The following is a 14,930-nucleotide window of genomic DNA, read 5'->3' on the forward strand; positions in this document are numbered from 1 at the left end:
GCCCCGCCCATCGATGCATGGGCGGGGCAAGGAGTCCTTACATGAATCTGGACATCATCAGCAGCAACAAGAGCTTCGGCGGCTGGCACAAGCAGTATCGCCACCGCTCCAATGTGCTGGGGTGCGAGATGCGCTTCGCCATCTACCTGCCGCCCCAGGCCCTCACCGGCCAGAAAGTCCCGGTGCTCTACTGGCTCTCCGGTCTCACCTGCACCGACGAGAACTTCATGCAAAAAGCCGGGGCCCAGCGCATCGCCGCCGAGCTCGGCATCGCTCTGGTAGCGCCGGACACCAGCCCCCGCGGTGAAGGGGTGGCGGACGATCCCGGCTATGACCTCGGCATGGGGGCGGGGTTCTACGTCAACGCCACCCAGACCCCCTGGCGGGATCACTACCAGATGTACGATTACGTCACCCGGGAGCTGCCCGAGCTCATCGAGACCCACTTCCCGGTCTCGACGAAGCGCGCCATCAGCGGCCACTCCATGGGAGGCCACGGCGCCCTCATCGCCGCCCTGCGCGAGCCGGGTCGCTACCGCTCGGTGTCGGCCTTCAGCCCCATCAGCCACCCGAGCCGCTGCCCCTGGGGCCAAAAGGCCCTCGGCGCCTACCTCGGCAACAACCCCCTGCTGTGGCAGGAGTGGGATGCCTGCCAGCTGCTGCGCCACCACGACAGCCCGCCCCTGCCGACCCTGGTGGACGTGGGGCTGGACGACCCCTTCCTGGCGGAGCAGCTCGGCATCGACACCCTGGCCGAAGTGGCCGCCACCCGGGCGTGGCCCCTGACGCTCAACCGCCATGCCGGCTACGACCACAGCTATTACTTCGTGGCGAGCTTCATCGAGGCGCACCTGCGCTTTCACGCCAACCACCTGGGCGAATCGGCCTGAGGCTGACCCGCTCGTGGCCGCCCCGTCAGCGGGCGGCCATTCACCCGGAAACAGGAGACAAGGATGCCTCTCTTCACCACATTGCTGGCCATGCCTGATCAGTTCGAGCGGCTGCTGGCACAGGTCCCCACCGACCACCTGGACTGGGAACCCGCCAACTGGGCCGGGATCCCCTCCGAGCGTTTCAGTGCCAGGGGGCACCTCTGCCACCTGCTGGACATCGAGGTGCTGGGCTATCAGGTGCGGTTTCGTCGCACCCTGGCAGAAAGCCTGCCGGAGCTCGCCTCCCTCGATGGCTATCAGCTCGCGCTGGACCATGATTACTCCCGGCAGGATACCGCCACGCAGCTCGACCGCTTTCGCACCGCCCGCCTGCAGACCGTCGAATGGCTGAAGACGGTGCCGTCCGACGCCTGGCAGCGCCGCGCCCGCTATGGCGGCTATGGGGAGGTGACCCTGGACGGGCTGGTGCGCCTGCTCGTCAGCCATGACCACCAGCACCTCGCCGGCATGCAGTGGCTGCTGATGCGCCTGAACGCCGATCTGGGCCTCGCACTCCCCCTCGAGTGAGGCGTCGCCCCACAGTGTCACATCCTGCAAAAAAGGCCCCGAGGGGCCTTTTTCATTGTTGCGGTGATGGGATCAGCTCCCCAACCGACTCACCTGACCCGAGCCCGCGATCTCGCTGGTCAGCGCTGGGCTGCCCCAGTAGTTGACCGCACCGGCACCAGCGATCTCTATCTTGAGCCGCGACCGGGCCCGCACCTCGACCTCGCCACTGCCGGCGATGCTCACCTCGACCTCCTCGCTGGCGAGCCCGGCCCCCTTGACGCCACCGGCGCCGGCGATGTTCAGCGCCATCACCCGGGCGGAGCCCTGCCCCAGATCCAGGTTGCCCAGCCCGGCGATGTTGCCCTCCAGCCGATCCAGCGTCAGCCCGCTGGCGACGATGTCCCCCGTGCCCGCCAGGGAGAGCACCAGATCATCCCCCTTGAAGTCGCGCAAGGTGCCGTTGCCAACTCCCGCCAGTGCCAACTCGTGCAGCGTCGGCAGGGTGATGGTGATCTCCAGCGGCTGGGTGGGGTCGAGCCGGTAGCCATCCTTGACCTCGATCTCCAGCTTCTCCCCCTTCTCGGTGAGCACCAGATAGGGCAGCAGGTTGGCCTCCCCCTTGACCCTGAGGGTGTGGCTCTCTCCCGCCACCAGGTACAGGTTGGCGGGCACGCCCGCCAGCACCCGGGTCACCTCATGCCCCAGGGGATGCTGCTGCTCCACCACGGCCCCCTCCCCGCGCACCTTGACGTCATCCTGCCAGCTGCATCCGGTCAGTCCCAGGGCCAGCACCACTCCCAGCATCCATTTCATCCCGCTACTCCTCGTTTCCTCTTTGCCGCACGGCGCGGCAGGTGAGTGGCAATCAGCAAACCCTGTGCCATATAGCTAACATCATGATTTATCTATCCATTTCAATATTTCGAGGCTCGAAGGGTCCATAACAAAGAGTCATTCAGACCACAATCTGGTCAATCTGACCACACCCGAAGGGGGGTGTTGACCCATTTTTTTGGTTGCCGCCCCGGTTCGTTGAGCCAATAGTGATACCTGGTGCGTATAGAGCACTCCATCGCTGCTTCACCCGCCAGAATCAACAAGGAGTCAGAGCGTGACCCAAGCCAGCCACCCATTCGTCCATCCGGGCCTGCCTGCCCCCACCCGCACCCCGCTGCTGACCGGCGACGATCCCGACCACAAGCGCCGCGAGCTGCTCGCCTACTTCTGCCAGACCTTCGATCTCTACGACTCGCTGTTCGACTGCCTGGCCGACGAGCGGGCCTGGTTCAACAAGGCGATCCCCCTGCGCCACCCGCTCATCTTCTACTACGGCCATACCGCCGCCTTCTTCGTCAACAAGCTGCTGGCGGCCCGTCTCATCGAGAGTCGGCTCGACGCCCGCATCGAGGCCCTGGTCGCCATCGGGGTGGACGAGATGAGCTGGGACGATCTGGACGAAACCCACTACGACTGGCCCACGGTGGCCGAACTGCGTGACTACCGCGGCCGGGTGCGCGCCCTGGTGTGTGAGTTCATCGAGCGGATGCCGATCGAGCTGCCCATCCATTGGCAGAGCCCGGCCTGGGTCATCCTGATGGGCATAGAGCACGAGCGCATCCACCTCGAGACCTCCAGCGTGCTGATCCGCCAGCTGCCCCTGGCCTGGGTGCGCAGCCAGCCCCAGTGGCCGGTCTGCCCCGAGGCGCGCCACGATCTCGCCGCCGTCCCCGTCAACACCCTGCTGCCGGTGGCCGGCGGCCAGGTGCGACTCGGCAAGCAGGATGCCACCTACGGCTGGGACAACGAATACGGCGAGCGCCACATCGAGCTGGCCCCCTTCCAGGCCAGCCGCATGCTGGTGAGCAACGCCGAGTACCTGGCCTTCGTGCAGGCGGGCGGATATGAAGCGCCCGCCTGGTGGGATGACGAGGGCCGGGGCTGGCGCCAGTATGCCAACGCCCGCATGCCTACCTTCTGGGTCGGCGATCCCCTCGAACCCGAGCAGTTGCAACTGCGGCTGATGACCGAGCAGGTCCCCATGCCCTGGGACTGGCCGGTGGAGGTGAACCAGCTGGAGGCCGCCGCCTTCTGCCGCTGGAAGGCGGATCAGACCGGCCTGCCCGTCCAGCTGCCAAGCGAGGGGGAGTGGATGCTGCTGCGGGAGCAACTGGCCGGCGATCAGCCGGACTGGATGGAGGCCCCCGGCAACATCAACCTGGCCCGCTTCGCCTCCTCCTGCCCGGTGGATGCCTGCCCCCAGGGCAGCTTCTTCGATCTGGTGGGCAACGTCTGGCAGTGGACCAGCACCGCCATCGACGGCTTCGAGGGGTTCAAGGTGCACCCCCTCTACGACGACTTCTCCACCCCCACCTTCGACGGCAAGCACACCCTCATCAAGGGCGGGAGCTGGATCAGCACCGGCAACGAGGCGCTCAAATCCTCCCGCTACGCCTTCCGTCGCCACTTCTTCCAGCACGCGGGCTTCCGCTACCTGGTCTCGCGCCATCAGGAGCCCGTCATCGTGAACCCCTATGAAACCGACACGCTCGTCGCCCAGTATCTCGACTTCCAGTACGGCCCGAGCCACTTCGGGGTCGCCAACTACGCCGAGGTTCTGGCCAGTCTTGCCAGCGAGCTCTGTGGCCGCCATGAGCGGGCGCTCGACATCGGCTGCGCCACCGGCCGCGCCAGCTTCGAACTGGCTCGCCGCTTCGCCCACGTGGACGGGGTGGACTACTCGGCCCGCTTCATCGACGTGGCCCTGACCCTGGCAAGACAGGACAGCTTCCGCTATGCGGTGCCGGTGGAAGGGGATCTGGTGGAGTATTGCGAGGCGCGCCTCTCCCGCCACGAGCTTGGTCGCGAGCAGAGCGAGCGGGTCCACTTCAGCCAGGGGGATGCCTGCAACCTCAAGCCCAGGTACGGCGACTACGATCTGGTGCTCGCCTCCAACCTCATCGACCGGCTGCGGGAGCCCGCCCGCTTCCTGCGGGACATTGCTCCGCGCCTGCGCAGCGGTGGCCTGCTGGTGCTCACCAGCCCCTACACCTGGCTGACCGACTACACCCCCAAGGCCAACTGGCTCGGTGGCATCCGGGAAAACGGCGAGGCCCTCGGCACCTATCAGGCGCTGCAACGGCTGCTGGCGGAGGAGTTCGAGGAGCACATGCCCCCGCGGGACGTCCCCTTCGTCATCCGCGAGACCGCCCGCAAGTACCAGCACACGGTGGCCCAGCTCACCGTCTGGCGCAAACGCTGACGACGCGGCAGACGCGGCAAACGAAAGAGGGAGGCCCATGGCCTCCCTCTTCTTTATCCGGACCGCTTACCCCTCCTGTACCTGGGGCAGGGCCTCCTGCTCGTGGTAGCGGCGGGCCAGCACGGCGCACACCATCAGCTGGATCTGGTGGAAGATCATCAGCGGCAGCACCATGACCCCGACGCTGGCGGCGGGGAACATGACGTTGGCCATGGGCACCCCGTTGGCCAGGCTCTTCTTGGAGCCGCAGAAGACGATGGTGATCTCGTCCGCCCTGTTGAAACCGAGGCGACGGCTGATCCAGACGTTCCACCCCAGCACCAGTGCCAGCAGCACGCAGCTCAGCAGCACGATGCTGGCGAGATCGTACCAACCGACCTGGTGCCAGATCCCCTGTACCACCGCCTCGCTGAAGGCCACATAGACCACCAGCAGGATGGAGCTCTGATCCAGCTTGCCGATGAGTGGCCGGTGGCTGTCAACCCAGCCACCGATGAGGGGGCGTGACAGGTGCCCCACCACGAAGGGCAGCATCAGCTGCACCATGATGGCCTGAATGGAGTGCCAGGTATCGACCCCCTCCCCCTGCACATTGATCATCAGCCCCACCAGCACCGGCGAGAGGAAGATGCCGAGGATGCTGGAGGCCGAGGCGCTGCACACCGCCGCCGACACATTGCCGCCCGCCATGGAGGTGAAGGCGATGGCCGACTGCACGGTGGCGGGCAGGGCGCACAGATACAAGAAACCGAGATAGATGGCCGGGCTCAGCCACTGGGGCACCAGCGGCGTGAGCAAGAGCCCCAACAGCGGGAAGAGCAGGAAGGTGCTCGCCATCACCACCAGGTGCAGCCGCCAGTGGCCGAGGCCCGCCATCAGGTTCTGGCGCGACAGCTTGGCACCGTGCATGAAGAAGAGCAGCGCCACCGCCAGCTTGGTCAGCAGACCGAACCAGACGGCCACCTGCCCCTCGCAGGGGAAGAAGGAGGCCAGGGCCACCACGGCAATCAGCACAGAGGTAAAAGGATCCAGACGCACGGAGAGTCTCCAGAGAAAGCGCGTCCCGCACGGGATGGGGACGACAGGGCACGGGGAAGGCGTCATCAGGCGACGACCCCGGATACGAAGGGACAAGCTTACCCCGAACACCCTGTGGTGCAAAGTTGAGCGGCAGCCTCATTTGTTTCATTTTGTTAAACGATAACGCGCATTCTCACAGCAAAACTAAACGATTTTGCCCCTCCGGCCCCGGATCCGGCCAACAAAAACGGGCGACCCTGGTCGCCCGCCTCCTGTTTGCCACATGCCGATCAGCGCTGGCTGGCCAGGGTGCCGCTACCGCTTTTCTTCTCATTGCTGGCGAGCTTACGGGCCTGCCGTTTCTCGAAGCGGGAGATCCACCAGTAGGCCAGCGCCGAGAAGACCGCGGTCATGAAGACATTGATGAAGAAGGCGCGCACCAGATCCACCCCGCTCGGGAAGGCGGAGGCGCTCATGCTCACCACGAAGATGGCGATCAGCACCGACACCACCCCCATCCCGAAGGTGCGCGACCCCATGCGGAACTCGCGGGGGGTGTCGTCATGTTTCCAGCGGAACACGAAGTAGGCCACCATGATGAAGATCGGCGGCAACATGGCGGTACCGGCGGTGAGGTTGATGGCGGTGTTCATCATCTGCTGCACCGACTCGGAGCCGAAGCCGTTGACCACCAGCATCGCGAACACGAAGACAAACTGCCACCAGGCGGCACGCACCGGCACGCCGTGCTCGTTGAGCTGGGTGGTCTTCTCGCCGTAAACCCCCTGCGGGATCTCGGAGAAGTGGATCTTCACCGGCGCCGAGGTCCACATCATCATGGAGCCGAACATGGCGATAAACAGCACCACGCCGACGAAGCGGCCCACCAGCGCTTCCGACAGCTGGAAGTACTGGGCCATGCCGGTGAAGATCTCCACCATGCCGCCGGCGTAGGTGAGGCTCTCGCGCGGCACGAACACGTTCACCAGCAGGGAACCGAGGGCATACATGGCACCGATGACGATACCGGCGCTGATGATCACCTTGATGAAGGACTTCTGACCCCCCTTCACGTCATTGAGGTAGGCCGCCGCCGTCTCGGCACCGCCCGCCGCCTGGAAGATCCAGCACATGATGCCCAGCGTCGCCCAGTTGACGGTGGGTGTCATCGCCGCCAGGGTGATGGGCTGGGCCGGCACATGATCGCCACCGAGGGCCATCAGGGCGCCCAGCACATAGATGGCGAACAGGGCAAATACCCCGTAGGCCACGATCTCGGCAATCTTGCCGAGCCAGCTCGCCCCCTTGGTGGAGATGTGGGTCGCCGCCGCAAACAGCACGATGGAGATGACCGAGGTGACCATGGGCGAGAAGCTGTACTCATAGCCCAGCATGGCGTAGGAGGCGTAGGCGATGACGTTGGGCAGCAGGGAGACGAACCAGAACAGATTCACGAACCAGTAGAGAAACGAGCCCAGATAGGCCATCCGGGTGCCGAGCGGCTTTTTCAGCCAGTCGTACATCCCCGACTCGGAGTTTTTATTGGCCGAGACGAACTCGGCGATGATGAAGACGAACGGGATGAAGTAGACGATGGTCGCCAGCAGGAAGATGGGGGCGGAGCTGAGCCCCAGCTCGATGTTGTTGTTGACGATGTTGCGCACGTTGAACACGGCGGCAAAGGTCATCGACAACAGGGCAAACTTGCCTATGGTGCCGCGTACGGATTCAGACATGGTGTCCTCCAGTGGACTTGCGCTCCTTGCGGGTAACGCTGTGACTCTGTGATGTGTTCGGCAAGGGTCTGTCGGCCCCGCGCGTTACTCTCTTGTTATGATCGGCCCGCGTGGACGACCTCGTTGGTGAACCGGTGCCGTCTCCCGCACCGGCTCGCAATCCCGTTCAGACGATCGGGGTGCCCGGCGCCATCGGCACCCGCGGCTGCAACAGCACGCTCTGGCGCTCGTCCGGGGTCTCGGCGCAGAGCAACATGCACTCGGAGCGCTCGCCGCGCATCCTGGTGGGTTTCAAGTTGGTCAGTACCACCACCTCGCTGCCCATCAGCTCCTCTTCGCTGTAGTAAGGCACCAGACTGGTGACGGTCTGCAGCGGCCGCTCGCCACCCACGTCGATCTGGACGATGTAGAGTTTGTCGGCACCGGGGTGACGCACCACCTCCAGCACCTTGCCCACCTTCATCTCGACCCGTTTGAATTCGGCAAACTCGATCGTCTCGCTCATGCACTTTTCCTTTTCTGGTTCAACGGTTTGCGGGTGGCCAACGGCCACCCGGTTTGATGGGGTCATGACGGCTGGATGACGACCTGCGCCGCTGGCTCGGCCTCTTTCGCGCGCGCCTCGGCGCTGAGGGAGGCCTCGTATCGGTTGTATTTCCACCAGGCGAAGCCGAGGAAAATCACGATCCCGCCGACGTTGTAGAAGACGATGGTCATGATGTCGGCGCCGGTCGGGAAGGTGGAGGCGAGGAAGCCCACCGAGAAGATGGCGATCAGCACCGACACCACGGCGATGCCGGTGGTGCGCGACCCCATCTTGAACTCCCGTGGCAGGTGGTCGAGCTTCAGGCGCAGATTGAGGTAGGCCAGCATGATGAACAGCGGCGGCAGCATGGAAGCGGCAGCGGTCATGTTGATGACGGTGTTCATCAGATCCTGCGCTGTGTTGGAGCCCAGGGTCGGGATCACCATCAGCGGCAGCACGATGAGGTACTGGATCCAGGCTGCACGGGCGGGCACGCCGTTCTCGTTCAGCTCGACGGTTTTCTTGCCGAAGATGCCGGCCGGGATCTCGGAGAAGAAGATCTTCACCGGGGTCGCGGTCCACATCAGCAGGGAGCCGAACATGGCGGTGAAGGAGACCAGACCCACGAAGCGGTTCATCAGGATCTCCGGCAGGCCGAAGTAAGCCGCCAGCCCCTCGAACACCTGCACCGAGCCGCCGGTGTATTTCAGGGTGTCGCTGTGGACGAACACGTTGATCAACAGCGATGCGATGGAGTAGAGCACCCCGATAAAGATCCCGGCGATGATGATCACCTTGACGAAGGATTTGGAGCCGCCTTTCACGTCATTGACGTAGACCGCCACCGACTCGGCGCCACCAGCCGCCATAAAGATCCAGGTAGTGATGCCGAGGAAGGCCCAGCTGAAATCGGGGACCATGGCCTCGACCGTGATGGGGTCGGCTGGCTGTACGCCGCCCACCAGTGCCGCACCCGCCAGCAGAATGTAGGAGAGGGTCAGCAGCAGCATCAGGGACGAGGTCACCGAGGTGATGGGGCCGAGCATCTTGGCGCCGTTGGTGGAGACGTAGGTGGCAAAGGCAAACAGCACCATGCTCAATGCCGTGGTCGCCACCGGGGTGAGAATGTACTCGTAGCCGAGGAAGGCATAGGAGGCGTAGGCGATGACCCGTGGCAGCAGCGAGGTAAAGAAGAAGAGGTTCACGAACCAGTAGGTGTAGGCGGAGATAAAGGCCCAGCGACCGCCGAGGGAGCTCTTCACCCAGGCATAGACGCCTGCTTCGGAGTTCTTATTCAGTGACACAAATTCCGCAATGATCAGGCAGAACGGAATGAAGTAAAAAAGGGTGGCCAGAAAGAACATCGGGGCCGAGGCCAGACCGATTTCGATGTTGTTGTTGATGACGTTGTTGAAGCTGAATACCGCCGCGAAGGTGAGCGACAGCAGACCAAACTTGCCTATCGTATTGCGTTTGGAATCAGACATGGTGCATCTCCAGACCTGTAGTTATCTCGCGAAAGAGCGGGGCATGATTTGTAGGGTGAGCCCCGCCCTTCCGGCTTTGTCAGTGCAGAACCGGCGGCTTGTTATTTGTTTTTGAAGTAGCCGCCTTCGACGGTGACCTTGATGATCAGCTTGCGCACCGGGCTGTCGCCTGCGAACCGGTAAGCCTCGTCGTTCTCGAAGATCACCACCTGCCCATTGCCGACCTGCTGGCGCTCACGCACCTCACCGGCCAGCCACTCGCGGTCGGTGGTATCGTCATAGGCCTGCTCGACCGCCAGCTCGCTCTTGGCAGCCCACTCCACCGTCTCTTCCCCTTCCAGGTAGTAGTGAACGTCGAAGTAGCGGCGCTGCCCCTCGAACAACGAGGTGGCCGGGCTGGCCCCCTCCTGCAAGCGGTAGGTGAGGGAGTCACCGATGGAGTGGCAGATGCCGGGCTTGAGGTTCGGCAGGTTGTTGATGGCCTCCACGCAGCGGCTCCACTTCTTGCCCTCCCGGTAGATGTTTTTGAACAGGGTCAGGTTGTCCAGGGTGATCATGCGAGGTTCCTCCCGCCGTTGATGGTGAGATCGAGCCCGGCCAGCGCAGCCGGATTGAGGTTGCCACGGGCGATAGGTAGCAGGGTCAGGCCGAAGCTGAACGGTTCGAAGCGCACCCGCCAGGAGTCCAGCACCTCGGAGCCCCAGGAGTTGGAGCCGAGCCCCAGCACCTTGTGATCCAGATTGAGGGTGAGATAACCGCAGGGCTCCAGCTCGTTGATGTGCTGCGCCGCGTGGATATGCTCCCAGCTGTAGGGCCAGACGCTCAGGTTGATGGGGGCATCGGGCCGCACGTAGAGACCGGCGCCGTGGCGGTTGGTCAGGGTCGCCCAGCGCACCTGCTGACGGTTGCCGTTGTCCTGCGGGAAGGGGTAGTGCTCCCACATCTCGCCGACTGTGCTCTGGAAGCTGTCGATCCAGTTGCTCTGGCGGCTGTCCTGATAGTTTTCGCCCGGCCCCATGCCGTAGTAGTGCACTCGGTCGAGATCCTGACGAATGCCCAGCTCGAAGCCGATCTTGGGAATGATGTCGTCATAACCGCCGTAGGGCTGGCCGGAGAGTGCCACGTGCAGCTGACCGTTCGGGCTCAGGGTGTAGACGTAGCGGCAGCGCATGCCGAAGTCGAACACCGGCGGCGCGATCAGGCTCTCGACCGTCACCTCGACCGCCTCGCCCAGCTGGCGCCAGCTTAAGGTGCGGAAGTGCTCCTGCATGATCTGCAGGTGGTTCGGGTGCCACAGGCTCTCGTACTCCTGCTTGTGGTTGTCGATCATCGGCTTGAAGAAGGTGAGGCGCGGCGAACGCTCGATGAGCTCGATACCATCCTGCTGCCAGCTCACCAGCTTGCCGTCGAGGCGCGAGAAGCGCAGGGCAAAGCCGCTACCGCTCAAGGTCAGCGCGAGGCGCTCATCAGCGATATCCAACGGAGTAGCGTTGGGATTGGCAAAGGGCTGCAGCTGGCGAGTCGACTCTTTCAGCCGGAACTGGTACTGGCCCAGCTCGTGCTCCGCCGCGCTGTAACGGGTGGCAGTGGCCTTGATGACCCGCAGCTGGACGAAGGTTTCCCGCCCATCAAGGGATGGCAGCTCGAGTTGTAGCTCAGTGGTGGCACCGGGAGCAATCCCTTCCAACCGGATTTGCTGGCTGGCCAGCAGCTCGCCCTCAGCCTTCACTTCGACCAGCAGACGGATGTCGTCGAGACTGGAGAACCAGTAGCGGTTTTCCACTTCCAGCTTGCCGCTCGCCAGATCCAGTGCCCGCACCTTGACCGGGCAGATCACCTGCTTGTATTCATGCAGCCCCGGCCCCGGGGTCTGATCCGGATAGATGAGGCCATCCATGCAGAAGTTGTAGTTGTTGGGGTAGTCGCCGTAGTCGCCGCCGTACTTGTAGACTGGGCGGCCCTGCTCGTCCTGATCCAGAATGCCGTGATCGCACCACTCCCAGATGTAGTGACCCTGAATGTGGGGATGGCGGTCAAACACCTGCTGGTATTCGCTCAGGCCACCCGGGCCGTTGCCCATGGCGTGGGCGTATTCGCAGAGGATGCGTGGCTTCGCCATCGGGAACTCGCCGAAGCAGTTCATCTGGGAGACGCGGGAGTACATGGTGCTGACCACATCCACCACCTCGGCATCGCGATCCTCTTCGTAGTGCACCAGCCGGGTCGGGTCGATCGCCTTGCAGCGCTGGTACATGGCTCTGATGTTGCAACCGTAGCCGGACTCGTTGCCGAGCGACCAGATGATGATGGAGGGGTGGTTCTTCTGGGCGTGCACGTGGCGCTCGATGCGATCCACGAACACCGGCTCCCAGAAGGAGTCGTCGGTGATGCGGCTGAGATCGCCGACGTTGGCAAAGCCGTGGGTCTCCACGTCGGTCTCCGCCATCACGAACAGACCGTACTGGTCGCACAGCTCGTAGAAACGCGGGTCGTTCGGGTAGTGGGCGGTGCGCACCGAGTTGAGGTTGTGCTGCTTCATCAACACGATATCGCGCTCAACACGGTCCATGCCGACCGCACGGCTCTTGAGGTGGTCGTTGTCGTGACGGTTCACCCCGTGCAGCTTGAGGTAGTGGCCGTTGACGTAGAAGAGACCATCTTTGACCTTGATTTCACGCACCCCGACCCGCTGCGGGATCACTTCCAGCAGCTCGCCCTGACCGTTGTAGAGGGAGAGTTGCAGCTGGTAGAGGTAAGGATCTTCGGCGCTCCACAGATGGGGGTTGGCCAGATCCAGCGTGAAGCGGCAATCACACTTGCCGTCGATGGCGAGATGGTCGAGCGAGCCGCTGGCGATCTCGCTGCCCTGATCCAGCAGGGACCAGACCAGACGGAGATCACGGGCTGCTGCCCCCAGGTTCTCCAGCTGGATATCGCAGCTCAGGGTCGCGCTCCGGTTGTCGTCGGCCAGCGCGGTGCGGATGAAGAAGTCCTGCACATGGGCGGCCGGTTTGCCCACCAGATAGACGTCGCGGAAGATCCCCGCCATCCACCACATGTCCTGATCTTCGATATAGGTGGAGTCCGCCCACTGCATCACCCGTACCGACAGCAGGTTCTCGCCAATGTTGGCGTAGGCACTGATATCGAACTCGGCGGTGAGACGGCTCCCCTTGCTGAAGCCGACATAGTGGCCGTTCACATAGACCTCGAAGTAGGTCTCCACCCCGTCAAACTTGATGATCACCTGCTCGCCATCCCAGGCCGGGCTCAGCGTGAAGCTGCGCTGATAGGCGCCGGTGGGGTTGTTGGTCGGCACGAAGGGCACGTCTATGGGGAAGGGAAAACCTTCGTCGGTGTACTGGAGCTGACCATGTCCTTCCATCTGCCACATGTTGGGCACGGTGATCTGGCCCCACTCGCTCATGGGGCTGTGATAGAAGGCCTCCGGCACCTGCAGGGGGTGGTCGAAGTAGTGGAACTGCCATTGGCCGCTCAGCCCCAGAAAACGGCGGCTCAGCTCGCGCTGCATGGTGGCCGCCAGCACGTGGTCGGCATAAGAGAAGAAGTAGGCGCGCGGAGCCAGCCTGTTTTCACCAACGAATTGGACGTTTTCCCAGTTATTCACATGTCCTCCCGGAACAAGGCAACGTTAACTGGGTAAATTTTAGATAAACATTTACTAAATATCAGTTTTGAATAGGTAAAGTTTTAACCTGATCACAGTGAGCGGATGGTTTTGTGAGCGAGATCAGAAGCGGAAGATAAAAGGGAATAGGGCGGATGGGTGTGGCATGGATGTTGATGATAGCTGGCTGAATGGCAGTAAAATCAACTATAAAACATTGTGATGTGACGTCATTGGATGATATGGCAAAGCAGTTTGCTTGGTAGGGGTGTCGCACCACCGCAAGATGGTGCGACTAAAAATCAGAATGTTTTACTAAAATCAGCGCGTGGTGCCGCGTAGGGTCAACTTGCTCGGTACCAGCACCCGCAGCGGGATATCCCGCTCGTCCCGCAGCCGTTCGACCAACAAATTGACTCCCTGGGAGCCCATCAACTCGGAGTGGATCCGCACCGTTGAGAGCGGCGGGAAGGTGAACTTGGCGGTCGGAATATCGTTGACGCTGATAAGCTCGATCTGCTGGGGAATCGCCAGTCCCTTCTCATGGATGGCACGCAGCACACCGATGGCGATGGAGTCGGAGGCGACAAACAGCGCCCTGGGCCAGTCGCCGGCCAGCATCTCCTTCGCCAGCTTGTAGCCGGAAGCGCTGGAGAAGTCTCCGCGATAGAGGTCGCTCTCCTGCACCACCCCAAGCCGCTGGCCATAATCGCGAAAGGCGAGTTCCCGCAGATCCGGGCCATCATCCTGGCCACCGATATAGCCGATGCGCTGATGGCCTTCGGCGATGAAGAAGTCCACTACCTGCTGGCTGATGAGTGCCAGATCCACGTCAATCGAGTCAAAATCGCCCTGAGAGCGGCAATCCACGAACACCAGCTGGGCAGACAGGCCGCGCAGCACGGCCAGCCGTTCTTCCGGCAGATGGCCGATGACCAGGATGCCATCGACGGCAGAGAGCTCACGCCCCTCGGCACCGTTGTAGCAGTGGGCCAACTCGATGTTGAGGCGGGTGCACTGGGTCTCGATGCCGTAGCGGATGGCGAGGTAATAGGGATCGTTGACCTCGGTGCTCTGGGGATAGGCGTAGACAGCCAGGAGCTGCAGCTTGCTCTTGTGCACCCCTTTGCGGGCGCTGCTGGTCTTGTACTCCAGCCGCTCGGCAATCTCGAAGATCTTCTGCCTGGTCTCGTCCTTGACGCTCAGACTGGGATCCTCGTTCAGCACACGGGATACGGTAGCAAGCGATACCCCCGCCTCCTGTGCAATTTCCTTCAACGTAGCCATCAATACCTCGCAGGCAGCATCACGTGTTCATCGGGCAACGGCTAAAGAGTAACGAGCAATCCCTTGATAGCCCAGCATTTTTACTGAAATAGAAGCAGGGAATTGAGGCGGGAGGACAGAAATGCAAAAAGGCCTCCCGCATGGGAGGCCTCTTCTGAATAGGTGCCTGACAGTGTCCTACTCTCGCATGGCGAATGCCACACTACCATCGGCGCTACCGCGTTTCACTTCTGAGTTCGGCATGGGATCAGGTGGTTCCACGGCGCTATTGCCGTCAGGCAAAAGCTTGTACTGCTTGAAAATGGTGCTGATACCCAGAATCGAACTGGGGACCTCATCCTTACCAAGGATGCGCTCTACCGACTGAGCCATATCAGCACACTAACCGGTAAAGACCACGCTCAATGCGTAATCTAAAATTGGGTGCCTGGCAGTGTCCTACTCTCGCATGGCGAATGCCACACTACCATCGGCGCTACAGCGTTTCACTTCTGAGTTCGGCATGGGGTCAGGTGGTTCCACTGCGCTATTGCCGCCAGGCAAAA

General features: G+C 62.6%; 11 protein-coding genes, 1 tRNA gene and 2 rRNA genes. 3 read left to right on the top strand and 11 right to left on the bottom strand.

What is annotated here, in order from left to right; genetic code table 11:
* The first annotated feature begins 41 nt into the window (after positions 1 to 41).
* Both fghA and HKD46_RS06830 read left to right on the top strand, forming a co-directional pair.
* A complete protein-coding gene (fghA, locus tag HKD46_RS06825; RefSeq protein ID WP_052815647.1) occupies positions 42 to 890 on the top strand; it encodes an S-formylglutathione hydrolase in 849 nt (282 codons plus the stop codon).
* 63 nt (positions 891 to 953) lie between these two features.
* Positions 954 to 1,460: a DinB family protein gene (locus tag HKD46_RS06830; protein WP_045522459.1), complete on the top strand. Its 507-nt coding sequence runs from the start codon at positions 954 to 956 to the stop codon at positions 1,458 to 1,460.
* Between the two features lie 72 nt (positions 1,461 to 1,532).
* Here HKD46_RS06830 and HKD46_RS06835 read toward each other — a convergent pair whose 3' ends face one another.
* Positions 1,533 to 2,255: a GIN domain-containing protein gene (locus HKD46_RS06835; protein ID WP_171865057.1), complete on the bottom strand. Its 723-nt coding sequence runs from the start codon at positions 2,253 to 2,255 to the stop codon at positions 1,533 to 1,535.
* 298 nt (positions 2,256 to 2,553) lie between these two features.
* Between HKD46_RS06835 and ovoA the strand changes: the two genes are divergently transcribed.
* Complete coding sequence (ovoA, locus tag HKD46_RS06840) at positions 2,554 to 4,701, top strand: 5-histidylcysteine sulfoxide synthase (protein ID WP_171865058.1); 2,148 nt, start codon at positions 2,554 to 2,556, stop codon at positions 4,699 to 4,701.
* 66 nt (positions 4,702 to 4,767) lie between these two features.
* On the opposite strand, the gene HKD46_RS06845 is transcribed toward ovoA, so the two are convergent.
* The 10 genes from HKD46_RS06845 to rrf (HKD46_RS06890) form a co-directional block, all read right to left on the bottom strand.
* Positions 4,768 to 5,739, bottom strand: coding sequence for a bile acid:sodium symporter family protein (locus HKD46_RS06845; RefSeq protein WP_043153590.1), 972 nt, complete (start codon positions 5,737 to 5,739; stop codon positions 4,768 to 4,770).
* A 272-nt stretch (positions 5,740 to 6,011) separates the two neighbouring features.
* Positions 6,012 to 7,457: an amino acid permease gene (locus HKD46_RS06850; protein ID WP_043153592.1), complete on the bottom strand. Its 1,446-nt coding sequence runs from the start codon at positions 7,455 to 7,457 to the stop codon at positions 6,012 to 6,014.
* Positions 7,458 to 7,623: 166 nt separating this feature from the next.
* On the bottom strand, positions 7,624 to 7,962 hold the full coding sequence (locus HKD46_RS06855) for a tRNA-binding protein (protein WP_043153594.1): 339 nt from the start codon (positions 7,960 to 7,962) through the stop codon (positions 7,624 to 7,626).
* 62 nt (positions 7,963 to 8,024) lie between these two features.
* The gene (locus HKD46_RS06860; RefSeq protein WP_043153597.1) at positions 8,025 to 9,470 is read right to left on the bottom strand and encodes an amino acid permease; all 1,446 of its coding nucleotides are present in this window, start codon (positions 9,468 to 9,470) and stop codon (positions 8,025 to 8,027) included.
* Between the two features lie 101 nt (positions 9,471 to 9,571).
* Positions 9,572 to 10,027, bottom strand: coding sequence for a beta-galactosidase subunit beta (locus tag HKD46_RS06865; RefSeq protein WP_043153599.1), 456 nt, complete (start codon positions 10,025 to 10,027; stop codon positions 9,572 to 9,574).
* The gene (gene ebgA / locus HKD46_RS06870; protein WP_171865059.1) at positions 10,024 to 13,098 is read right to left on the bottom strand and encodes a beta-galactosidase subunit alpha; all 3,075 of its coding nucleotides are present in this window, start codon (positions 13,096 to 13,098) and stop codon (positions 10,024 to 10,026) included. The genes HKD46_RS06865 and ebgA overlap by 4 nt, the downstream gene beginning before the upstream one ends.
* 321 nt (positions 13,099 to 13,419) lie before the next feature.
* Positions 13,420 to 14,385 (bottom strand): transcriptional regulator EbgR, encoded by a 966-nt coding sequence (gene ebgR, locus HKD46_RS06875; protein WP_041214116.1) that lies wholly within the window; start codon positions 14,383 to 14,385, stop codon positions 13,420 to 13,422.
* Positions 14,386 to 14,549: 164 nt separating this feature from the next.
* Positions 14,550 to 14,664 (bottom strand): 5S ribosomal RNA (gene rrf / locus HKD46_RS06880).
* 23 nt (positions 14,665 to 14,687) lie between these two features.
* Positions 14,688 to 14,763, bottom strand: a tRNA-Thr gene (locus HKD46_RS06885).
* Positions 14,764 to 14,810: 47 nt separating this feature from the next.
* Positions 14,811 to 14,925 (bottom strand): 5S ribosomal RNA (rrf, locus tag HKD46_RS06890).
* Positions 14,926 to 14,930: the final 5 nt, after the last annotated feature.

It is taken from the genome of Aeromonas sp. TW 6 (assembly GCF_013168745.1).
In the GTDB taxonomy this organism is placed as follows: Bacteria; Pseudomonadota; Gammaproteobacteria; order Enterobacterales; family Aeromonadaceae; genus Aeromonas; species Aeromonas caviae.